Raw genomic sequence first — 22,556 nt, forward strand, 5'->3', positions numbered from 1 at the left:
TCAGGAAAGGTCGTTTTGCTGTACGTTCGCAACAGATGCTGTTTTGCTTGAGCGATAAATTGGATAAAAGATTCCGATCAAGATGATGACGATCCCGATCCATTGGGAACTCATCAGATGTTCTCCTAAAATTAAGACGGAACAGATGACTGCTGTCGGTAGTTCAGCCGCTCCAAGTAAAGAAACGCTGGCTGGGGAGAGATGAGGCGCGCCAGCAGCAAATAAGAGCGGTGGTAAAATCAATGCGAACAGACCGAGCGGAATCGCGTATAACAGAAGTCCATTTTCGAAGTTCGCAGAGGACAAGAACGTTGTCGGTGGATACATCGTCATGACGAAAGCAAGACCACCTGTCATCATGTAAAAACTTTTCTTGATGACGGGTAAATGATTGGCGATGCGTCCGCTGGCGAGTAAGAAAATCGAGAAGCTGACAGCCGCTCCAAGACCGAATAATGTTCCACGCAGGTCGAGTGGACTCGAGTAAGCGGCACTCGCAAGAATGGCTCCACCAATCAATAGAATCGCAGACAAGAAGTGTGCGCGAGATGGTAAGCGTCTGAATGCGAGCGCATCGATGATGACTCCGATCCAAGTAAATTGGAATAAGAGAATAATCGCAACGGATGCGGATACGGTTTGAAGACTTTGATAGTACAGATAACCAGTTGTACCACTTGAGATACCGATCAGCATGAGAAGACCAGCTGTTTTGAGATCGAGACGAAGATTTTTCGTAAATAAGGCAAGTCCGAAAATCATCAGCCAGCCGAAGAAAAATTGACTACCTGAAACGGCTGCTGAGTTAAATCCAGCGGCATAAGCGAGTTTGACGATCGTTGAGAGGACACCATAACTGATAGCGCCAATCAGAACGAATAAGGTTGCTTTTGAACGATGCATGAATAAATTCCCTCCATTTTTAATAAAAACCACACAAAAAAGGTTGCAACGGGGCCTTGTCCAGGTTTTTTGGACAGGGTTTGGTTGCAACCTGTGTGATTTATTGAGTTGATGTGTCGAGCAAACGATACAGCCGGGTTTTCGTTTGATTATACTGAACGGTCAGCGTATTCCACTTCTTTAATGACGCGGTAGCTTTCCGTGTTAAACGATTTAAATCCGCTGTTGACTCATCAATCTTAACGAAATCCGGTTTTTTCGTCAAGCGTGAAAGCACTTTCTTTTCGGCGTCCATCGCTTGTCGATACGTTTTCGAGAACGTTTGAAACGTCTGCTGGCGTTCCTTGATGATTGTCACTAAGGCAGTTCCTTCTGTTTTTGCTTTACCATCAAGTTGGTTGACAGCATCCTGCAATTCTTCAAGATCAAGTTCAGCGTACGTTTCTTTACGTAACGTTTCTTCTTGTTTCAATAAAGCAAGCCGTTCGTCATTTAAGGCTTCTAATTCCTCTCGTTCATTTTGAGAGCGTTTGATTTCTTCAGCACCTGCATCAAGAACGGCTTGATACGTATTAACTGAAATTTCGTCCTTACGAGCACGTTGATCAGCTAGCGTGAATGCTTTCTCTTCACCTTTGACTTGTTGCTCTAGCTGTTCATGAAGAGAGGTTGGTGAATCGTTGGAACAGGCAGCGAGTCCAAAGCTCGACAGGAACAGTACTGCTACGAATGTTTTTTTCATCTGGATAGTAACTCCTTATAAATTCGAGTGTTGCGCGAAGTTGTACGGAATATGGAAATCTTCATCATAAATCGCGAATTGATAGCCTTTTTTCTGAAGTCCGGCAACAATGGCTGGAAGTGCTTTGATGGCTTGTGGTTGTTCATGTAAGAGAATGATTTCAAACGGACGCTCTGCTCGCCGAATGACTGTATTCGCGACTTCTTTTGCACTATCTTTGTAATACCAGTCCATTGAATCGATCGACCAGTCCCACACACGGAAGTCTGCTGAATGAATGGCAGATGCCATTTTTTTTGTGATGCCTGGATCAGAGCCATAAGGTGGTCGTGTCAAATGTGGTGTTAGCTTCGTCAACTCATGGATTTTCTTCTGAACACTTTGCATCTCTGAGACATACTTTCCTTTTTCGTACAATGTATCGTAATCGTGTGTTTCCCCGTGTAATCCGATATAGTGTCCAGCTTTAGCAGCAGCTTTGACTTCTTGTGGAAAAGCATCTACTTGTGTTCCGAGATAAAAGAAAGTGGCACGAGTCTGAAGTTGATCCAATGTTCGAAGTAAGTCCGGTGTTAATGCGGATGGACCATCCTCGAATGTTAAATAAGCGACTTTTTTCGTCACACCATTCCATTTTTCCACGCGTGCTTTTTCCATATTGACGACAGGCACTTCAATAATGGATTTACCTGTCGTAATGGAATGTTGTTCAGGAGTAAAAACATATCGGAAAGCGACATATCCCCCAACTCCGAGAAAGACCAGTGTGAGAAGTAAGAAAAACCGAGGGAAAAACTTTCTTTTTTTTGTACGCGGTCGTGGACCGAGTTCGCTAGCGTGGCTTGAGGTAAATGGATCCATCGTTGTCTGTCGCTCCTTTTGTCAAAAATATCATATACAGATAATGTAACATTCTGACTGTTTCTTTTGTAACAAACAGATGACAAAAAGATGACGGAAAATCGATTTTTCTAAAAAATATTGATTTATTTAGAAAGAGTTTAAAAGAAATAAAAAAACAACCACTAAGTAAGTGATTGTTTCATGTATTATTTAGTGTTCTGTTACAGCACACTCATCGCATTCCGTTTGATAGGATTCACATTGTTCATCCATCTCTTTTCCGCAATGGGCACACGTCTTGACGGGAAGCTCACGATAGAATGCAGCAGATGCTTCTTGGTAAAGGGGTTGTTCCATGTGTTTTTCCTCCTTCAAAGTAAACGCAATGATCTTTTTTCTTGATTTTATTGTATTAGTACAGAAGTTGAATGTCAACTATTGTTTTATAACAGTAGATTCGTTTGAAGTATTGATAGAGGACAATGAAAATAAGACATGCTACGATATCTAAGTAATCTGATAATGATAAGGGGGATTTACACATGACACAGGCAACACTTGATACAATGCGTGTCTTAACAGAAAGACGTTCCGTTCGTCATTACGACGAAACGTTCAAGCTTTCAAAACAGGAAGTAGAAGAACTATTAGAATGGACGACAGCCGCGCCGAGTGCTTGGAATTTGCAACACTGGCATTTCACGGTCTTTCATTCGGAAGAAGCGAAGCAGCAGCTTGCATCGATCGCATACAATCAGCCGGCTATCACTTCGGCTTCAGCAGTCATTGCGATCTTAGGTGATGTTCAAGCTAATCGAAACTACAATCCAGTGTACGGTCCAGCAGTGGAAGCAGGTGGCATGACAGAGGATCTGTTTGATTCGATCAAGGCACAGGTAGAAGGCGCTTATCAAAGTGAGGCGTATGGACGCGACGCGGCTATGTCGAATGCGAGCCTTGCTGCGATGCAATTGATGCTTGCGGCAGAAGCGCGTGGATTATCAACACTCGCAATGGGTGGATTTGATCATCAACGTTTTGCGGAAACGTTCATCACCGAGTCACGGTATGTACCAGTCATGCTGATTGCTGTCGGAAAAGCGGTTGAAGATGCGAAAAAACGTCCGGCACTACGTTTACCGATTGATCGAGTATCAACCTTCCTGTAAGTCATTCAAAATGGGGGAAGCGGGGTGGATTCCCCCATTTTAAATTTTTTTATTTTTTTTCAGAAAAAGACTTGTCAGCCTTTTAGTTTCTTGATATATTAATACATGTCCTAGCAAGTACATAACGTACTGCAAACATGATTCTGTAGCTCAGCTGGGAGAGCGCTACCTTGACAGGGTAGAGGTCGCTGGTTCGAGCCCAGTCAGAATCATACCGAAAGCCCGCTTCTCCTTTAAAGGAAAAGCGGGCTTTTTTTTATTATTTCTTTATCTCATCCTCTGTGACCCATTTATGATTTTTCACCATCTCTCCACCGTCCGTTGGTTCATAGTTCACCATATAAACCGTCGTTTCTTTTACTTCGTCAATCGTCGCTTTAGCTCCATCCATACCCTTCATATGATCCGCTTTGACAGTCGCTTCATCACCAACTTGCAGTGGCTTAGTTGGAACGGGATCGAGTTCTTCCTGAATGACCCATTTATGATTTTTCACTATCTTTCCACCAGTAGTCGGTTTGTAACTAATCGCATAGACGACGGTATCATAAGCTCCCGCAATCGTTGCTTTAGCTCCGTTCATTCCATCCATATGATTCGTCGTCAACGTGACGTTGCTTCCTTTCGGATAGGTCGGATCACTGGCTTCCTTTAGACCAGACGGTATCTTTCCATCACTCGAATGCATCATATCTCCATGAGACATGTCGTGTGAGTCGCTATTGCTTCCTTCGTCATTTGAAGCGGATCCGCATGCACCGAGCCAAAGCGTAGAACTAAGAGCCAGTGCGGTTAACGTCAATGATTTTTTCATAATAAAACCCTCCTGAATTCACTAGTCTTTTTTACTATACCCAGCGTATGTGCAAATCGTGTGCAGATGAGGTGACAGTTTTGTTTGTCTGCGTCGATCGCGTTTTTTTTAGCTATACTAAAAGTGGAGAGGAAAAGGAGGAATCGTCATGCGTCGTATTTCATACTCGGTCGGAGGGATCGTGCTTGCGGCATTTTTAATTTGTGGCAGTGTGTTGTTTGGGACGTTGTATTATCAGTTGTCTCAAACACGAACGCAGGAAGTAGTGGACGGTTTACTGAACCGAGGAAATACCCATCGTGATGTCCTTGTCGATTCCTATGACCAAACGACGATGCGCCATGTCAGCATGATGGAAGCAGATTCATCGTTTACTGTAGTGATCACTGATGCAGATGGAAAACGACTCGAAGCGTCACGACCTTTGTCGAATGAGATGAAAAGTGTGCTAGAGCATACGGATTTCGATTACCGTCAACAAGGAAAAATCGTGACGATGCGTGACTTTTTAATGACGGACAGTCCCATCACCATCGACGGGAAACATCAGGGTCATGTCTTCATGTTCGCTTCTAAAGCAATCGTGGATCACGTACTTAATCCGTTGAAACAGCAGTTTTTCCAAGTGGGTCTGCTCGCACTTTTATTAGCAGGTGCGGCAAGCATTTGGACGACCCGACTCATCTCTCGTCCGCTGGTTCAAATGGAAAAAGCGACGGCACGTCTATTAGATGGGGAAGATGGAGCGTTGCCGATTGATCGACAAGACGAACTGGGACAATTGGCGCGTTCGATTCAGCAATTAAAACAAGATCTCGATTTTTTGAATCGGGAACGATCCGAATTTTTAGCAAGCGTATCTCATGAACTACGAACACCATTGACATATATAAAGGGATACGCGGACATTCTCGAACGTCAAACGTTGACGCCGGATGAGCAACAACGCTACGTTACGATCATTCGAGAAGAAAGTCAGCAAATGAATGAATGGATTGAGCAATTATTTTGGTTAGCACGCATTGATGCGAATGCTTTTATGATGGAACGAAAACCTGTCGATGTCGAAGACTTGATTCATCAAGTGATACGATTGATGCGCCTGGACATCGAACAAGAAAATGTTTCGTTCGAGATAGAAGGTGAGCGAATAGAAGTGATGGGTGACGCTCAGCAGCTCCGCCAGATGATCGTGAATATCGTTGAAAATGCACGGCGACATACGACGTCGGGAAAAATTATCGTTCGTTATGGTGTCAACGCAGTAGGGGCTTTCATTCAAATCGAAGATACAGGAGAAGGGATCGCTGCAGAATCTTTACCTCATGTAACGAAACGGCTCTACCGAACGGAAGCATCTCGTTCTCGAAAACATGGAGGAACTGGAATCGGACTCTCCATCGTTGAAGCAATTGCTCAGACACATGGAGCAGAATTGAACATCAAGAGTCAGCTTGGACATGGAACACAAGTGACACTGCAGTGGAAGGAGAAATAAAATGCCGCATGTATTGATCGTAGATGATGAACCAAGAATGCTTGAACTGCTCAAACTGTATATTCAGCCGTATGGGTACACGTGTCAGCTTGTGGATTCTGCGCAACAAGCTCTTGATCTCTGCCGTCAGCACGTATTCGACCTGATTTTACTAGATGTCATGATGCCGGATATGGATGGCTGGACATGTTGTCGTCTCATTCGAGAACACTCTAACATCCCAATCTTGATGGTTACGGCTCGGAATCAGCGGGAAGACATCATTCGGACACGAGAAGTAGGAGCGAATGATTACATATCAAAACCGATTCAAGAAGGGGAACTGATCGGGCGAATGGAAGTTTTATTACAGCAACAGTATGATGGTCTATCCTATGACCGGGAAAGCTATCGTTGTAGTTACCTCCAACAAAAGATTTCGTTAACGAAGACGGAGTTTGAGTTGTTAGGTGTATTTTTAGATTCTCCACGACGTGTTTGGACACGCGATCAACTAACGACGATGTTATGGGGAGCGGAAGCGTCTGTAGACGAGCGGACGATCGACTCGCATATCAGACATTTAAGAGAAAAACTACGTGTTTGCGGTTTTCCGATTGAACAGCATCTCGAAACAGTTCGCGGAATCGGATACCGATGGACACACCAATAAAGGGGAAAATCAAAACATGACGACACTCTATTTCGTACGGCACGCACACTCGACATATTCACCAGATGAACGGAAACGGCCACTTTCCGATAAAGGACGAGCAGATGCGATACGTTTACTTGAAACGTTTCAAGAAATTCCAATCGACAGGTTCTACAGCAGCCCGTATCAACGGGCGATCGAGACGATTGCACCGCTTGCGGAGGCACGTCAACAACCAATCATTGAGGTAGAGGAACTACGAGAGCGATTGTTAGCACCGGGAGAGCTTGACGATTTTCAAGCAGCGGTCACATATGTATGGCAACATCCGAATGAAAATCCGTATGGAGGCGAAACGAACAACGAAGCGTCGCAACGCATTCGGCCATTCATCGACGAACTAGTGGAGAAGCATCCTGACGAAATAGTCGTTCTTGGAACACACGGAAACATCATGGTGTTACTCTTAGAAACATTTGATTCGACGTTTGATTACGCATTTTGGAAATCCTTACCAATGCCAGCCGTATGTCGAATGGATGTGAGATTAGGAGAAAAGGCGGACATTCATGTCGTACCACTTTTGACGAATACAAAGTAAAAAAAGAGACGGAACTGATGAGTGAATCAGTTTCCGTCTCTTTTGTAATTGGAGAAATCTTAAGGCGTAGGAACAGCACCTTCATGTTTTCGGATCAAATCAGCTGTTAATTGACCGGACAAGGTGACCATTGGTACACCGCCGCCTGGATGTGTCGACCCACCAACGAAATAAAGTCCTTCGTACAAGTCACTCTTCGATGGAATCTTGAATCCACCATTTTTCTTCCGATCGGCTGCGACACCATAAATCGATCCACCGTTTGGACCGTATAATTCTTTCAAATCCTCTGGGGTAAAGCGATATTCAAACTCGATCGATTCCCGAAGTCCATGAAGTCCCATCCGCTCCAGTTTATCGAGAACGACTTCGCGGTACGCATCCCAGTCGACCTCACCTTTTTGAAGTGTTAGCGGTGGAACGTGTGTCAAGACGAATAAGTTATCCTTCCCTTCAGGAGCTTGGGAAGCGTCGGATTTTGACGAGACACCGACATAAATCGTTGGATCCTCTGGAGGAGTACCTTCTTTGAACATTTGGGCGAATTCACGCTCTGGATTTTCTGAGAAAAAGAAATTATGATGCGCTAGCCCGCGATACTCACGATTTACACCGAGCAATAGGACAAGACCTGAAACGGAAGGGGCAAACGACGCTTGTAATTTTTTTGCCTGTTTCCGGGCTTTTTTCTCCGGAACGATCCGTTCGTAAGTCGGGATGACCTCAAGGTTTGAGACGACGATGTCGGCTGCATGGAATGTTCCGTTTGATAGAACGCCCACCGCTTTTTTATTTTCAAGGACGATTTGTTCAACGGGGGAGTTGAGGTGAACTGTGACACGGAGCTCATCAAGTAACCGTTTCATGGCACGCGCGATTTGGTACATCCCACCTTTGACATAATAGATACCGAGACCCATTTGAACATAAATCATCTGATTGAAGACAGCAGGTGCCTGATATGGGTTGGAACCGACATACATGACCATATAGTTGAATAGCTGTTCGAGATACGGATCATTGAGATGTTTTTTGGTTCCGGTCGCAACGGTATTCATCGGGTCCATCTTTAATAAATCAGACATCGTATGGTATTTTTTTAAGTCCTTTAAATCTTCAAGACTGTATTTATAAAAACTGTCGAGGCACAAGTCGTACATTTGTTTGGAGTACCGGAACAATTCGACAAAATCAGCCCGTGACGAGACGTGCTCGACTTCTTCGAGCATTCCAGGTAAGTCACCTTTGACATCGATTTTTGTTCCATCCTCAAAGAATGTACGCCATTGCGGTTCAATGCGCTCGATTTCTAAGTAATCATCCAAGTTACGATGAACGCTTGAGAAGAGTTGTTCGAGTACCCAAGGCATCGTTAAGATAGAAGGACCGGTATCGAAAGTAAATCCCTTTCCACTACGTTGATTCAGTTTCCCTCCAACGTTCGCATTCTTTTCAAGCATCGTGACTGCATAACCATCTCCAGCCAAACGAATGGCAGCAGACATACCAGCAAGACCAGCTCCAATGACGATTGCACGTTTCTTCAAATGGATCACTTCTCCTTTAGTAGATGAATGGAATCAATCGTTTTCGTTTTGCAGCCCATACCGTATAGGCGGGTCCAAAACCTTTCGTTAACATCGCTTCTTCGATTCGAATCCGGTAGAGCAAGAAAATGAACATCAGAAGTCCGGAGAGAATGAAAAGTCCGAACTGACCGGTGAACAGGGGGAAGCTCATCGTAATCAACAACAACCCACTGTATAACGGGTGACGTAAAAAGCGATAGGGACCGCTACTGACGAGCTGATCACCAGACGCCACGACGACATGACGAGTGAACTGTTGTTTTAAGTGGAGAATTCCCCATAGGCGTAAGGAAACACCACACCATAATAAAATGCATGAAGAGATGCGCATGACAGAAGAAACAGTTTCATTCGCAAAGAGGAAAGCGCAGACGATCGTTCCGCTTAGGACAAGGAAAATCAAATAAAAACTAACTTGTTCTGCTGCGCCTGACTTAGACTCGGAGCGATTCCGGAAACGAATCATCTCGCCAATCCAGCAGATGCTACCGATACTGAAAATCCATTCCCAAAGTGACACGTACGCTACTCCTTTCTACATCAGAATCATGTTTCGAAAACGCATACATCGTTATTTACCCATTGTAATTCGTCCTTAAGCTACATTTAGAAAACTTCAGAAATACTTCATTTTCATGACAAGCATTCCGAAAGAACCATGTTTGAAAAAAAGAATGGTATTCTAATCTAAAATATGGAATGTAAATATTATTAGATGGAGTGAAAATCGAAAATGAAGAGAAAACAGATATTCATCATGACATTGGCAGTGATAGCTACGGTTACGTCCACGACGACTTACATACCAGCAGTCGATGCATCAACATCTTCTTATCGTCAAGCCAAGACATCCCTTCATTTACGTCAAGGGGCATCACTCGAGCAACCGAGTCTTACGGTTATTCCAACAGGGATCTATGTGACGGAACTGTCGAAAGTCGGTACCTGGTCAAAAGTACAATATGGTACGAAGATTGGTTATGCGAGCACAAAATATCTACTAACGGATGAACAAATCGGTGGAAAACGGATCGGTCATACTCTCATCGCGAATAAGAACTTAGCGCTCCGCTCGACATACGCTCCTGGTGAGAATCAACAAGCAAGAGCAGCGTTTGAGAAAATGCGTGTAGCGGCTAAAAAAGAGGGAATTACGCTCGTTGCATTTAGTACTTATCGCTCCTATACCTATCAAAAAACGTTGTTTGATAAATATGTTGCGCGTGATGGATATGAGAAGGCGAGTACGTATAGTGCGGAACCCGGGAAAAGTGAACACCAAACAGGTCTTGCGTTTGATATCGGAGGCGCTGATTCAACAAAATACGCCACGTTCAGCTTTTCAAAAACAAAAGAGGCAAAATGGTTGTTTGCGAATGCTCACCGCTACGGCTTCCATCTCCGTTATCCATCTGGTAAAGAATCTTGGACGGGTTATACGTATGAGAGCTGGCACTATCGGTATGTCGGAGCAACGCTTGCCGCTCGTCTAAAAGTCAGTGGATTAACAATGGAGGAGTATTTCCACCTCGCACCATGGAAACCAGTAAAGGTTTCGACTCCTTAAAAACATGGTAAATAGAGGATGTTGGCTTAGTCGGTTATTCGTCTCGGGTGAAAGAGGTGGAACGAATGGCAAAAAAAGATGCGAAACATCACATCATGACGTTTACGTTCAAAGAAGAAGCGACATCCTATCAAGTATTTAGTGAATTGAAGAAATATCATGCACGAGGTCAAGTCGATTTCGAACAGGTTGCCGTCATCAAGCGAAATGAGAATGGTGCTTTTTCGTTTGAAGATGCTGTAGACCTAAGCGGATCGAATCGCGCCGTCAAAGGCTCATTGATTGGAATGGCCGTTGGTATCTTAGGTGGACCATTTGGCATCTTGCTTGGTTCGATGACGGGTATGCTGATTGGTGGATCGAAAGACATGAAGGAAAATCAAGAAATCCAAGAAACGTTCAAACGAACACTCGGTGTCATTCCACCTGGACAAACAGGAATTATCGCGATCGGTGAAGAGTTTGAACCATCCGTTCTTGACGGATTAGTAGCGCAACATGATGGTACATTAGAACGAACGGATGAACAGTTAGAGTCGTAAGCCTGATAGAACGAAAGGGGCCTATCGCTTGGATCGCGATAGGCTCCTTTTCATGTGCATTTACTTAGTCGTACGTTCTTTTTTTGCTTTTTTGAAGAAGAACAATTCATAGACGACAGGAACGATGATAAGTGTTAACAACGTAGAAGTCGTTAATCCACCGATGACCGTCAAGGCAAGACCTTTTGAGATCAATGTTCCTGAAGAAGTGGTTAATGCGAGAGGCACCAATGCCATGATTGTTGCAAATGCGGTCATTAGGATTGGGCGTAATCGCGTTTTACCAGCTTCAATCAATGATTCGCGGATCGGCATACCACGTCCGACGTTTTGACCAATGCGGTCGACGAGAACGATTGCGTTCGTGGTGACGATTCCGATCAACATCAAGAAGCCGATCATGACACTAACAGACAATGGTTCATTCGCAAGGAAGAGCGTGACGAGTGAACCAATCGGAACAAAAATCAGAGAGGACAAGATGATGAACGGAATCCGAGCTTTTCCGAATGTGATCAACATTGTCAGGTAAACAAGTCCGATTGCAACGACGATCGCAATTCCGAGTGATTGGAAGATTTCGACCGTATCGTCATTTCCGCCACCACTTGTCAGTGAGACACCGTCTGGTAAATCGATTTTTTCGACGTCAGCTTTTACAGCGTTCGAAACGTTTTGAACGTCGTCTCCTTTGACTTGTCCAGATACGCGAGCATATACTTTTCCGTCGAGTTTCTGAATCGATGTGAAGGTCTCGACTTCATTGACATTCGCAACATCTTTTAAAGCGACAGGACCGTTTGCTGAGAAGAGTTGGACATCTTCGAGATCTTCTTTCGAGACGAGTCCTTCTTCATAAGATAATTGTACGTCTTGATCCTTATTGTCGAGATTGAGCGTTCCGACCGTGACTGGCTTCGTTTGATCGTTGACGGTACCGAGAATTTGGAAACCAGATAGTCCGCGATCACTTGCTTTCTCAGGATCGATTTCTACGAGATACTGCTTTTGTTTTTCGCTGAAGTTGTTCGTGACATATTTCAAATCATTATTTTTCGACATGTTATCCTCGACGAGTTTTGCCGCCTCTTGAAGGGCTTCGAGGTCGTTCGAGAATAAGTCGACATCGACGTTGTTATTCGACGGAGGACCACCTGTCGATAGTTCAGCCACACTGATTTTGACATCGACGTTTTCATCTTGAGCGATGTCTTCCATCTGTGTCTCAAGTGACTTGATCGTTTTCTCGACGTTTACACCGTCTTTTAGATTCAAGAAGTAACTTGCTTTATTATCGAGACGTAAGCCTGTCGTGAAGTCACGTGCTCCGACAGAAGTCGTCACGTCAGCAATGGCTTTTTCTTTATCAAACATTTTTTCCATCTCAAACGAGACGTCACTTGTTTTTTCAAGTGATGTGGCAGCCGGAAGTTCGAGCGATGCCGTCAAGGTTTTCGATGCCTCGTTCGGAATGAACGTAAATCCGAGACGCGGTACGATCGCTAGGGAACCACCGAGAAGGACGAACGATACGACCAAGATGATCGCCTTGTGCGAGAGTGATTTTTCAATCAGCTTTCCATACCAACGTTGGAGAGCGCCTTCTTTTTCTTCTGCTGGTACCTTCTTGAAGGCAAATTTCGCGAGAATCGGTACGATCGTGATCGCAACGAGTAGTGAAGCAAGTAATGAGAAAATAATCGTCAAAGCGAACGGTAAGAAGAACTTACCAGTAATCCCACCGACAAATCCAATCGGCAGGAAGACGACGACGGTCGTCAGCGTTGATGACGTGATTGCTTTTAGAATCTCTTTTGTCGATTGTTCGATGATCTCATCCGTCATACCGGATTCGGATTTTCGGACGCGCCGGAAGATGTTCTCGATGACAACGATACTATCATCGACGACACGACCGACTGCAACAGCCATCCCACCAAGTGTCATGATGTTCAGGGAGATATCTTGCCAGTTCAAGAAGATAGCGGCGATGAGTAATGACAATGGAATCGAGACGATGGCGATGATCGTCGCGCGGATGTTCCGCAAGAATAAGAGTACAGCGAGTGATGCGAAGAGGGCACCAAGTAATCCTTCTTTGACGAGTGTCGCAACGGACTCCTCGATATCCTTCGCTGAATCAATCCCAATCGTATAGTCGACTTGGTCGTCATATTTATTGAGGATCTTCGTGACTTCATCTGCGATTTCGACCGTATTGGCATCTTGTTTTTTCGTGATTGCCATCGATAAGGAATCTTTTAAATCGTAACGTGTTTTTTCACTTTGTTGTGAGACGGCTTCGATTTTTGCGATATCCTCTAGGCGAATCGGCTCTACAGGTTCAGACGCCTGATCTGCAGCTGCACCACCTGTTGTACTTGGTGGTCCTTGCGTTGCACCTTGTGGTGGACCGCCAGCAGATGAACCACCTGTTTGACCGTTACTTGATGAACTAGCTGCACCTGTAGCAGGTGTTAATTGTAGATTTTTTAGTTTATCTAGATTTTCTAGTTTTTCCTCAACACGAATCGGAATTTTCGAATCGTTTTCTGGTAGCTGACCAGATGGGAACGAGACATACTTTCCATTGATTTGTTCCTTGATGCTTGAGAGCGAGAGACCCGCTTCCGTCGCTTTCTCCTTATCGACGGTGATTTGAACGAGATCATCCTTATAGCCACCAACCGACACGCTGTTGATGCCTGGAATCTTATTAAGTTCAGGCTCGATGTCTTCCTTAAGGATTTTTTCGATGTCTTTACCATCCTTGCTAAAGAAGGAGATATTATAGATCGGGAACGATCCAAAGGACAGACGATTTAATTTCGTCGTTGCTTCCTCCGGTAGATTCGCATCTTGGATGGCAGCATCGATTTGTTGTTCGACCTTATCCATATCGGTATCGAACGGGAATTCGATGTTTAAGATACCGATACTTTCATAAGAAGAACTTGTTAGCTTGGTAGCCCCTTCAATTCCTTTAAGGGAAGTTTCAAGCTTTGAGACGACTTGTTTATCGACATCGTCAGGTGATGCACCAGGGTAAACCGCTTCGATTGAAATCTGAGGAAACTCGATTTCCGGGAACTGATCAACTTTTAATTGTGAGAAGGAATACACGCCTCCTAAAATCAATAGGATTGCAATGATGAAGACAGCAACCGAGTTCTTCAAACTAAATCGGGTTAAAAAGTTCATATGAACGCTCCTTTCTTTTTGTATGTGCTTATTTACATAGTAGAGGACACTCATAGAACCCGCAACTTTAAAACTGTTTTTATTTAAAAAGATCTTTTTGGAAAAAGATAATTTTTTTTGTGAAAAAGGCTTTACACTTTTCGATATGCTGCTATAATAAAAATATACCCAGTAACAACACAGCATGATTCTGTAGCTCAGCTGGGAGAGCGCTACCTTGACAGGGTAGAGGTCGCTGGTTCGAGCCCAGTCAGAATCATACCGAAATCGTTCCTTTTCGAAGGGACGATTTTTTTTTGCGTTAAAAAACTATTCCCGAAATCAATCAGGAATAGTTGGAAGGGAAGTAAAATTGTTTTATTGAATTTCAAGATGAAGATCGCCGCGCTTCGTCCACCCTGCGACAGTCGTCAATCGATAGAAGACGAGCGTCAAGACACCAGGTAGAACGACACCAGTCAAGAAGAAGACGAGGAACGCCTGAGGACCTTGGTTGACGAAAATATTGAGTGGGGCAATCATCGAATTTAATCCAAGTCCTGCGAGTTCGTACGGTACTTTCAAAGAGAGAAGAAGCGTCGCGACAGGAGCTGAAATCATCGCTGCGAGAAACGGTGCAACGACCAGACGAGGATTTTTAACGATATTCGGGAATTGTACTTTAGGTGTTACAAAGAATGAAGCAATCAAACCACCTGGATCCGTCTGACGGTATGCCATCAACGTGAAGCCGACGAATTGAGCGGAACAGCCAATCAGCGCAGCGGCACTTGCTACAGGATCAAGTTGCAAAGCGATAGCGAGTGCAGCGGACGAAGCAGGAGACATCAATAAGACACTAAAGATGAGTGCGATGACAAGAGAAGTTGCGATTGGAGATGATTCAACGGATGCTGTGATCATGGCACTGAATTTTGTAAGGAGTGGTGTCGTGACGGCAGCAGCACCGATTCCAGTCACGCCGCCAGCAAGGACAGCACTCATCGGGATGACCATCATGTCAAATTTCGTTTTTCCAGTCATACGTTTTCCGACGTATACAGCGACGGCAGCTGCGAGTAACGCACTGATCGGCTGACCGGGTACAAGAACGAGTCCAGAAGCAGTTGATTGAAGAGCGGCACCACCGATCGTCGCTGCGATCATCGCGCTGAACAGAACAAGTGTATTTCCTCCGAGCTGAAAGGCAATACCGGCACCAAGTGCAGGGGCGAGTAGTACTTTTGCGACACCACCAATCGTCAGTAGCATTTGGATATGTAGAAGATTTCCGAGTGTCTCAATCAGGAGTCCGACACCGAGTGTTACAAGAACGGCATTTGCCATTCCAGCTGATACTTTTACCATTCGATCCATCGCATATTCTTTCAACGTTGTCATCCTCTCTCTATCTATCTCTATTTTTTGCCATGAAAAAAGCCTATCCGTTTTTGGGATAGGCGCCACTCATTCTGTGCGGGCGCCTCATTCGATGCATCGAAAGAAGGGCCCAAAAATCATTTCCGTTTCATCATCGGAAAAGTTTTCAGTCCCTCATGCATAGAATAATCAGTCGGCCGACTTGGTTAAATGGCTGTTGCGTCGGAATCATTCGATCGTGCCCCTCTCTGTGAATTTTTCTAAGCCTAACATGCTCTTGATTAATAATCAATATTTTCTGACAATTTATTTTTTCCTGAAATCTGACAGGAATTCACGGTATCATCGGGAAATCCTAATGTACCAACAATGGAGGCGTTTACATGAAAGTGATGCTTTTTACAGATATTCATGGTAATGCATCAGCATTACGTGCAGTATTGTCCTATCTTGATCAACAACCAGAGATCGATGCCGTCTATTGTCTCGGTGATCTTGTCGGCATTGGACCAGAGCATAATGAAGTCATTGATCTATTGAAGCAACGACCAGATATTCAAACGATTTCTGGGAATCATGATGAATGTGTCCTTGCTTTAATCCATGGGGAGAACTATCCCGATAGTTACCGCCATGCTAAAGAGCACCATCAATGGATTGCGGATACGTTGACGCAAGAAAATCAAAAGTATTTGGAACGTTTACCGCGTGTCTTAAATATCATGCATCAGGAGCAAACGATGCACCTGACGCACTATGCTTATGCCGACCAGACGAAGAAGATTGGTGAAGAGCCGTTAAAGCAAGCGGTGGATGGAACGAAAGAAAACTTATCCGTCCTGTTTGCTGGAAGTGAGGCGCGGATCATTGGTTTCGGTCACCATCATCCAGCGCAACAAGTCGAGACAGAGCAAACGCTCTTTATTAATCCAGGTGCACTTGGATGTCAGGAAACAGCTATTGCTCCAGTAGCAATCATCGATTGGGAGAAGGGCCAAGTCCGTTCAGAAATCCTGAAGCTTTCATATGATGATCGACCATTTTTAGACGTTCTCAAAACGACGGAGATGCCGGAACGTGAGTTGATGCGCCGACTCTTCTTCGGTAGTAGGACATGAAAAAACCTTCATGAGACATTCATGAAGGAATTCAATCAAGACGACAATTTTGTCATGATTAAGATAAGACAAACGACAATCAGTAACACGATACCGATGTTTCGTTTCAATGGATGGCGTGACCAGTAAAAGAATAGCGCAAGGACAGGGGCCACAAAAAAGGCAACGATGAGACTGATTAATGTTGCAAGAAATAATACAAACATCCAAAGTTTGCTCGTTATCCGGTATACCTGCCACATGTCGTAAAGCGACATGAGTGTATAGGCGAGTAACACGAAGATGATTCCGGTCGATAAACTCAAAGTGATCATCACTCCATTCTCTATTTAGTATAAGGGAGGGAGCGAGAATGATTACACGACTTGAAGTAAAAAACGTGACGAATCGATGAACGTACGATTATATGCTGTAACGAAAGAGAAAGGGGAAGGCACCTATGTTAAATATCTATCGTCGTTTTTTTCTGTTTCCGGATATTTTGATCATGCTCGTATTACTGATTGCGGTTAGTAGTTATGTCCTTGCTCAGCCGTTTCATTGGACGACTATATTATTCTTTTGTCTTGGACTGATCGTATTTAGCTTCAGTGAATACTTGACGCATCGTTTTTTGTTTCATTTACCACCGCCTAAAAATGTGCTTGGACGAAAATTGTTGAAACGACTTCATTACGATCATCATGCGCATCCGAATGAACTGCATCTGTTGTTTTTACCGGTCTGGTATTCCTTGCCGAATCTTGGTTTCTTTGCTGCTCTGACCTATTTTCTGACGCAATCTGTCGTTTCGACAGCGGCAGCCGCGAGTGGATTGATCGTCATGCTGCTTGTGTATGAATGGAAACATTACGTGGCACACGTTCCGTTGAAACCGAGAACACGCTTTGGAAAATGGATGAAAAGAACGCATCTATTACATCATTTCAAAAATGAACACTACTGGTTTGGTGTGTCAAATCCGGTGGGAGATTGGTTGTTTGGCACACTGAAGGATGAAAAAACAGTTACTTCTAGTCAAACGGCACGGAATTTAGAAAAGAATCGAGAATATGAAAAACCGCCGATCCACTGACCGGCGGTTTTTTGATTCATAAAATACGTAGCATGGCACGACGAATCGTATCGAGCTCAAGTGGATGCGCAATCGATGGCCATTCGGCAATCAATGCGATATACGTCCGGAAAATCAGAAAGGCTGTGACATCGACTGGTACGTCACGATCATCTTGTCCAAGGCGAGTCTCAAGGAGCGTTTTAAGATATTCGACGACATGTCGTTCAATACGTGTCCGTAATTCTTGCATTTCTTGTAATTTAAGATTACGTGTTTCTTCGATGATTTGAAGAATGAACAAATGTTGTTGCTGATGATAGACGATAGCATCGATCATTGCTTGCTTATTTTCTTCTACCGTCGCATGTTCGACGTAAGCGCGTTCTGCTTCTTCTTTCATCTCTTGCAGCACACGGGTTACGAGCGATTCGAACAAATTGAGTTTACTTTCAAACAGTTGGTAGACGGTCGGTTTCCCGACATGAGCGCGTCGAGCGACACGCTCGATCGTCGTACCTTTATAACCGAGTTCAGAAAAGCAAGCCATCGCTGAGTCTAGTATCAGTATTTCTTTATCAGACTGTGTCATGTTGTTTTCGTCTCACTTTCGTTGAGAGTAAAATCCGCTTGGCTCCGAGCCCTCCAACGAAGCTGATGAGCAACGCGACGACTAGGATGGTCGCGAGGACTTGACTGTTTGAGATGAGGGTGTCTGTCACACCAAGTCCAAGGGCTTCACGGAATCCACCGACTGAATACGTCATTGGTAAGAAGGCGTGAATCGCTTGGAAGAAGCTTGGCGTCATCTCGACTGGGAACGTACCGCCACTACCACCGATTTGAAGCAGAAGTAGTAGGAAGGCAAGGAATTGTCCGACGCGACCGAGTAGCATCGCGAGCGTGAACAGAATCGTGATGAACGTCATACCTGTTAAGGCGGCGAATCCGTAGAGTGCAGGAACGCTCGCGACATCAGAATCGAGAACATAGACGATGGCCGTAGCCGCTGCGACACCTTGTAATGCGCCGATCGGTAAGATGAGTGATAATTTACCGACAAGGAAGCGCCATGTCAGACTCTCACCATGTTCTGGACGAATCTGGTAGACAGACGAGAACATCAAGGCACCTGCGAATAAGGCGATACTAAGGATGTAAGCTGATAAACCAGAACCGTAGTTGTTGACCGTCGAATAGTCATGTTCTTTTAAGACGACAGGTTCTGCGAGCATATTGTCCCGCTCTTTCGTTGGCTTGACAGTGGCGTCTTTAGCTCCTTTGCTAAGCTCGTCCTTCAACGTTTTAGCCCCATCTTCAAGTTTCATATTGGCATCCGCGATTTTTGAAGCCCCATCGGTCGTTTTACCGATACCGTCTGTAATCGTAGTTGAACCAGATGCCAATTGACCTAACCCGTTAGTTAACGCGCTAGCTCCTGTTTGGAGTTGGTGTGTGCCATCTGAAAGTTGATTAGCTCCGTCAGCCAGTTGTGTACCGCCTGTTGCCGCTTTATGCACGCCTGCAGTATATTGACCGAGTTTTTCATTGAATGTCTTTTGTCCGCTTGCTAATTGTTGTGCGCCAGATTCGACTTGCTTCGCACCGTCGACGAGTTTTACTTGACCTGCGTTCAGTTGCGATACGGCGGACTCGACTTGCTTACCGCCAGCAGCAAGTTGACCGATTTTTTTCGTCGCTTCGGTTGCTTGAGCAAGACTTTGATCGATTGCCCCTTCTTGCGCAGCGAGGCTTTTAATATTTTCTTCTAACGTTCCAATTGTTCCAAGTAACGTTTGTTTCTCCTCATCTGATAATTGATCAGAAGCGGAAATAACTTGTTTTAGTTGAGCGGCATTTGCTTCAAGCGCTTCTCGACGCGCACGTAGATCTTGTTTAGATTGTGCAGCATCTTGATTCAATTGATTTAATAATGCATTAGCTGCCTGAGCTTTCTCGTCCAGTTGATTTAATCCGTCCGTCAACTGAGGAATTTTTTCGTTGAGCTGAGCCGTACCCGCAGCCAGTTGCTCTGCCCCTTGACGGACTTGTGTCGAGCCACCGCTGAGTTTTGTTGCTCCGTCTTCTAGTTGCGCGGCACCGGCTTGCAACTTACCACCATTTTCGTCTAGCGTGTTCAACCCAGAAGACAACTCACCCGTTTTTTGAGCGAAGAGAGCAGTTTTTTCGTCGAGTGTCGTGACACCGTCACTGAGTTTTTTTGAACCTTGATTTGCTTCCCCGAGCTTTTCAGATAGTGTCAGACTGCCATCCGCAAGTTTTCCGAGGTTCGTAGCCAGTGTTTTAGCACCATCCGCTGTTTTGTGGTTGCCATCTTCTAGTTTAGAAGAACCGTCCGATGCCTTTTCCATACCGTTTGCAATTTTCTTTAACGCACCGAAGATCGCACTACTGTATTGTTTTGTCACGGATTTACGGATCTTTTCGTTTAATTGTTTGGCAGCCGTACTCGAAATTTGTGTGCCCGAGTAGTTTTTGGCTGGGTTCAAGTAATATTCCAACTCAATCTTTTTTGGATGATCATCGAGTAGTGTCGTTGCATTTTTAGAGAAATTCTTCGGGATGACAACCGTCATGTAGACTTTTCCGTCGCGTAGTTCTTTTTCGGCTTTGTCCTGAGACAAGAACTGCCAATCAAAATCATCATTTTTTTTGAGTTTGTCGACGAACTGATCCCCGATGTCGACTTTTTCTCCTTTAAACTTCGTTGCTTTGTCTTCGTTGACGATAGCAACCTTAATATCTTCTGTACGACCGTATGGGTCCCAGAATGCAGATAAGAAGATGGAGTTGTAGAGAAACGGTACGAGGATGAGGGCGAGAATGACGACGATCATCATCGGACTCTTCAATTTCTTCCATTCTGAGCGAAACATAAATACAAATCCCCTTTCTAAAACTCAAAACTAATTTGAGTTTTAGGTTTTGATGAGGTTTACTTTACTCTCTTCATTAAAAAAAAGCAATCGATAATCTTGATTTCACATAAAAAAGACGACTCGCAGGGAGTCGTCTCGAAAAAAGCGAGTTAAGGGAGCAAAAGTAGTTTTCCTGTGCTGCGTCGGCTTTCCAAAAAGTCATGTGCCGCTTTGCCATCAGATAATCTGAATGTTGTAGGCGAAGACAGGGTGAGATGATTAGATAGAATCCAATCAAATAATTCACCGGATCTACGGATGCGTTCTTCAGAAGATGTTAATACGTTCCAAAGATCACCACCCGTCAATGTTTTGGACGTATCCATCAAAAAGCGGGGATCAACAGGTGCAGGATCACCGCCTGCCATACCGTAGAAGACAACTGTTCCATGGACTTTTGTGACATGGAAACTATCCATTAAGGTAGAACCGATAGACTCATAAACGACATCGACCCCTTTACCAGAAGTTTGTGCGAGTACGTGCTCGACCCAGTTCTCTGAATATAAATAGACAGATTCACAGCCAGCAGTTTTAGCAATCCGTGCTTTCTCAGGAGAAGACGTTAATCCAATCGGAGTTGCCCCAAGCAACCGAATGAGCTGTGTCAACAACTGCCCAACGCCACCGGCAGCGGCATGAACTAAGACGGTATCCCCCGGTTGGACATGATAGCTATCTCGAGTTAAATAATGCGCTGTTAACCCTTGTAATAAGACAGAAGCTGCTGTTTCGTATGAGATACCATCAGGAAGCGGAATCAATTTATCAACGGGTGCTGCGACGTACTCAGCGTTCGCAAGCGGAACGTCCGCAAAAGCAACTCGTTGACCTACATGGAATGTTGAAACGCCTGCACCGACCGCTGTGATGATTCCAGCTCCTTCATACCCTAAAATATAGGGAGGCTGACCTTCTAAATGATAGTTTCCTTTTCGGCGATAGATGTCTGCAAAATTCAGACCGATCGCTTTCATTTCAATCAGAACTTCCTGTTCAGTGATTGTTGGCGTTGGTACGTCTTCGAAGCGTAATACATCAGAACCTCCAAATTCGTGGAAAGTTAATGCCTTCATCTCAACACATCCTTCTTTTAAATCTGCTTTTAGTATAAGGCAGAACATCTGAAAATGATGGACAGATGCGTTACACTAGAAAAAAAGAGGAAAGAAGGGACGTTATGAAACGTGTCTTAATGGGAGGAATTCGTTTTTATCAGAAAGTCATCTCTCCCATGAAGCCAGCCACATGTCGATTTTATCCAACATGCTCCCATTACGGGATGGAGGCGATTGAACGTCATGGTGCAGTAAAAGGGAGTTATTTGACGACGCGTCGATTGTTACGGTGCCAACCGTTTCATCCAGGTGGTCTCGATTTCGTTCCAGAACCTGATCAATTTAGTTGGAAAGCACCGCTGCAACGGGAAAATCCGCAGGAGAAGGCGGAAGAAACGAAGGAGTAAGTCATGTGAAGGTTCTCTTTTGTTTAATGAAGTAAGAATAAAAAAAGGGAAGTGTGTTACCGGATATTACCGATAACATACGTCCCTTTTTGTTCTATTTACAGACGATCATAATTTACCCGTTAAAAACTGTGCTTCGCCAAGACCGAAGCTCCAGTCGGCTGCATCATTTTCGACGATCGACACCATTAAATCAGTCGGTGCGAGTCCGCAGTTTGCTTGTAAGCGTTCGGCGAGTAAGTGGTAGAGACGTTGTTTTTTCTCTTCCGTCCGCGTTTTACTCGTCACACTAATAAGAACGATATCTTTACTCCGTTCAAATCCAAGTCCTGTATCTTGAATGACCATCTCATGTGCTTTATGCGTATGCACGATTTGATAACGATCGCGCTCCGGCACATCAAATGCTTCGACCATCGCATCGTGTGCGGTGTCGAGTAACGTTTTTAACTCTTCTTCTGAACGTCCTTCAATGACGTCGAATCGTAATAACGGCATATGAAATCACTCCTTAACAA

The 22,556-nt window shown here is 44.5% G+C and carries 23 protein-coding genes and 2 tRNA genes; 11 read left to right on the top strand and 14 right to left on the bottom strand.

Annotation, left to right across the window (positions count from 1 at the left end):
• From ASF99_RS01230 to yhfH, 4 genes are all read right to left on the bottom strand, one after another.
• A complete protein-coding gene (locus ASF99_RS01230; protein ID WP_035398907.1) occupies nucleotides 1-903 on the bottom strand; it encodes an EamA family transporter in 903 nt (300 codons plus the stop codon).
• A 100-nt stretch (nucleotides 904-1,003) separates the two neighbouring features.
• Nucleotides 1,004-1,645, bottom strand: a complete 642-nt coding sequence (locus tag ASF99_RS01235; RefSeq protein ID WP_052017209.1) for a YkyA family protein — start codon at nucleotides 1,643-1,645, stop codon at nucleotides 1,004-1,006.
• A 15-nt stretch (nucleotides 1,646-1,660) separates the two neighbouring features.
• Nucleotides 1,661-2,287 carry a polysaccharide deacetylase family protein gene (locus ASF99_RS01240; protein WP_235515858.1) on the bottom strand — a complete coding sequence of 209 codons (627 nt, stop codon included), beginning with the start codon at nucleotides 2,285-2,287 and terminating at the stop codon, nucleotides 1,661-1,663.
• 411 nt (nucleotides 2,288-2,698) lie between these two features.
• Entirely contained in the window at nucleotides 2,699-2,845 is a 147-nt protein-coding gene (gene yhfH / locus ASF99_RS17035; RefSeq protein ID WP_064505459.1) for a protein YhfH, read from the bottom strand.
• 185 nt (nucleotides 2,846-3,030) lie between these two features.
• Between yhfH and ASF99_RS01245 the strand changes: the two genes are divergently transcribed.
• Together ASF99_RS01245 and ASF99_RS01250 are read left to right on the top strand one after the other, a co-directional pair.
• Nucleotides 3,031-3,657, top strand: a complete 627-nt coding sequence (locus ASF99_RS01245; protein WP_055966621.1) for a nitroreductase family protein — start codon at nucleotides 3,031-3,033, stop codon at nucleotides 3,655-3,657.
• Nucleotides 3,658-3,796: 139 nt separating this feature from the next.
• Nucleotides 3,797-3,869: transfer RNA gene (locus tag ASF99_RS01250), tRNA-Val, on the top strand.
• Nucleotides 3,870-3,916: 47 nt separating this feature from the next.
• Here the strand turns inward: ASF99_RS01250 and ASF99_RS01255 are convergent.
• On the bottom strand, nucleotides 3,917-4,471 hold the full coding sequence (locus tag ASF99_RS01255; RefSeq protein WP_035398904.1) for a YdhK family protein: 555 nt from the start codon (nucleotides 4,469-4,471) through the stop codon (nucleotides 3,917-3,919).
• 148 nt (nucleotides 4,472-4,619) lie between these two features.
• Between ASF99_RS01255 and ASF99_RS01260 the strand changes: the two genes are divergently transcribed.
• Genes ASF99_RS01260 through ASF99_RS01270 form a run of 3 tightly spaced genes read left to right on the top strand, consistent with a single transcriptional unit; the run spans nucleotide 4,620 to nucleotide 7,204 of the window.
• Nucleotides 4,620-5,969: a HAMP domain-containing sensor histidine kinase gene (locus tag ASF99_RS01260; RefSeq protein ID WP_035398902.1), complete on the top strand. Its 1,350-nt coding sequence runs from the start codon at nucleotides 4,620-4,622 to the stop codon at nucleotides 5,967-5,969.
• Between the two features lies 1 nt (nucleotide 5,970).
• Nucleotides 5,971-6,621 (top strand): response regulator transcription factor, encoded by a 651-nt coding sequence (locus ASF99_RS01265; RefSeq protein ID WP_023467148.1) that lies wholly within the window; start codon nucleotides 5,971-5,973, stop codon nucleotides 6,619-6,621.
• A gap of 16 nt (nucleotides 6,622-6,637) precedes the next feature.
• Nucleotides 6,638-7,204 carry a histidine phosphatase family protein gene (locus ASF99_RS01270; protein ID WP_023467149.1) on the top strand — a complete coding sequence of 189 codons (567 nt, stop codon included), beginning with the start codon at nucleotides 6,638-6,640 and terminating at the stop codon, nucleotides 7,202-7,204.
• A 59-nt stretch (nucleotides 7,205-7,263) separates the two neighbouring features.
• Here ASF99_RS01270 and ASF99_RS01275 read toward each other — a convergent pair whose 3' ends face one another.
• Both ASF99_RS01275 and ASF99_RS01280 read right to left on the bottom strand, forming a co-directional pair.
• The gene (locus tag ASF99_RS01275) at nucleotides 7,264-8,751 is read right to left on the bottom strand and encodes a phytoene desaturase family protein (protein WP_023467150.1); all 1,488 of its coding nucleotides are present in this window, start codon (nucleotides 8,749-8,751) and stop codon (nucleotides 7,264-7,266) included.
• 16 nt (nucleotides 8,752-8,767) lie between these two features.
• Nucleotides 8,768-9,313 carry a methyltransferase family protein gene (locus ASF99_RS01280; RefSeq protein ID WP_023467151.1) on the bottom strand — a complete coding sequence of 182 codons (546 nt, stop codon included), beginning with the start codon at nucleotides 9,311-9,313 and terminating at the stop codon, nucleotides 8,768-8,770.
• Between the two features lie 213 nt (nucleotides 9,314-9,526).
• Between ASF99_RS01280 and ASF99_RS01285 the strand changes: the two genes are divergently transcribed.
• Both ASF99_RS01285 and ASF99_RS01290 read left to right on the top strand, forming a co-directional pair.
• On the top strand, nucleotides 9,527-10,360 hold the full coding sequence (locus ASF99_RS01285) for a M15 family metallopeptidase (RefSeq protein WP_055966624.1): 834 nt from the start codon (nucleotides 9,527-9,529) through the stop codon (nucleotides 10,358-10,360).
• A gap of 65 nt (nucleotides 10,361-10,425) precedes the next feature.
• A complete protein-coding gene (locus ASF99_RS01290; RefSeq protein ID WP_035398896.1) occupies nucleotides 10,426-10,902 on the top strand; it encodes a hypothetical protein in 477 nt (158 codons plus the stop codon).
• A 60-nt stretch (nucleotides 10,903-10,962) separates the two neighbouring features.
• Here ASF99_RS01290 and ASF99_RS01295 read toward each other — a convergent pair whose 3' ends face one another.
• Complete coding sequence (locus tag ASF99_RS01295; protein ID WP_055966627.1) at nucleotides 10,963-14,103, bottom strand: efflux RND transporter permease subunit; 3,141 nt, start codon at nucleotides 14,101-14,103, stop codon at nucleotides 10,963-10,965.
• A gap of 186 nt (nucleotides 14,104-14,289) precedes the next feature.
• Here ASF99_RS01295 and ASF99_RS01300 point away from each other — a divergent pair.
• Nucleotides 14,290-14,362 (top strand) — tRNA-Val (locus ASF99_RS01300).
• A 98-nt stretch (nucleotides 14,363-14,460) separates the two neighbouring features.
• Here ASF99_RS01300 and ASF99_RS01305 read toward each other — a convergent pair.
• Entirely contained in the window at nucleotides 14,461-15,483 is a 1,023-nt protein-coding gene (locus ASF99_RS01305) for a PTS transporter subunit IIC (RefSeq protein ID WP_029340800.1), read from the bottom strand.
• Between the two features lie 362 nt (nucleotides 15,484-15,845).
• Here ASF99_RS01305 and ASF99_RS01310 point away from each other — a divergent pair, with 362 nt between their 5' ends.
• Nucleotides 15,846-16,580, top strand: coding sequence for a metallophosphoesterase family protein (locus ASF99_RS01310; RefSeq protein WP_023467157.1), 735 nt, complete (start codon nucleotides 15,846-15,848; stop codon nucleotides 16,578-16,580).
• Between the two features lie 35 nt (nucleotides 16,581-16,615).
• Here the strand turns inward: ASF99_RS01310 and ASF99_RS01315 are convergent, their stop codons facing one another.
• Entirely contained in the window at nucleotides 16,616-16,894 is a 279-nt protein-coding gene (locus ASF99_RS01315) for a hypothetical protein (RefSeq protein WP_055966630.1), read from the bottom strand.
• Between the two features lie 125 nt (nucleotides 16,895-17,019).
• Here ASF99_RS01315 and ASF99_RS01320 point away from each other — a divergent pair, with 125 nt between their 5' ends.
• The gene (locus ASF99_RS01320; RefSeq protein WP_055966631.1) at nucleotides 17,020-17,655 is read left to right on the top strand and encodes a sterol desaturase family protein; all 636 of its coding nucleotides are present in this window, start codon (nucleotides 17,020-17,022) and stop codon (nucleotides 17,653-17,655) included.
• A gap of 16 nt (nucleotides 17,656-17,671) precedes the next feature.
• Here the strand turns inward: ASF99_RS01320 and ASF99_RS01325 are convergent, their stop codons facing one another.
• From ASF99_RS01325 to ASF99_RS01335, 3 genes are all read right to left on the bottom strand, one after another.
• Nucleotides 17,672-18,226, bottom strand: a complete 555-nt coding sequence (locus ASF99_RS01325; RefSeq protein WP_035398890.1) for a TetR/AcrR family transcriptional regulator — start codon at nucleotides 18,224-18,226, stop codon at nucleotides 17,672-17,674.
• Nucleotides 18,213-20,531: a YhgE/Pip domain-containing protein gene (locus tag ASF99_RS01330; RefSeq protein ID WP_055966632.1), complete on the bottom strand. Its 2,319-nt coding sequence runs from the start codon at nucleotides 20,529-20,531 to the stop codon at nucleotides 18,213-18,215. The genes ASF99_RS01325 and ASF99_RS01330 overlap by 14 nt, the downstream gene beginning before the upstream one ends.
• 152 nt (nucleotides 20,532-20,683) lie before the next feature.
• Nucleotides 20,684-21,649 (bottom strand): quinone oxidoreductase family protein, encoded by a 966-nt coding sequence (locus ASF99_RS01335; protein ID WP_055966633.1) that lies wholly within the window; start codon nucleotides 21,647-21,649, stop codon nucleotides 20,684-20,686.
• Nucleotides 21,650-21,753: 104 nt separating this feature from the next.
• Here ASF99_RS01335 and yidD point away from each other — a divergent pair, with 104 nt between their 5' ends.
• Entirely contained in the window at nucleotides 21,754-22,038 is a 285-nt protein-coding gene (yidD, locus tag ASF99_RS01340; RefSeq protein WP_055966636.1) for a membrane protein insertion efficiency factor YidD, read from the top strand.
• Nucleotides 22,039-22,146: 108 nt separating this feature from the next.
• Here the strand turns inward: yidD and ASF99_RS01345 are convergent, their stop codons facing one another.
• On the bottom strand, nucleotides 22,147-22,536 hold the full coding sequence (locus ASF99_RS01345; RefSeq protein ID WP_035398885.1) for a tautomerase family protein: 390 nt from the start codon (nucleotides 22,534-22,536) through the stop codon (nucleotides 22,147-22,149).
• Nucleotides 22,537-22,556 lie beyond the last annotated feature (20 nt).

It is taken from the genome of Exiguobacterium sp. Leaf187 (assembly GCF_001423925.1).
In the GTDB taxonomy this organism is placed as follows: Bacteria; Bacillota; Bacilli; order Exiguobacteriales; family Exiguobacteriaceae; genus Exiguobacterium_A; species Exiguobacterium_A indicum.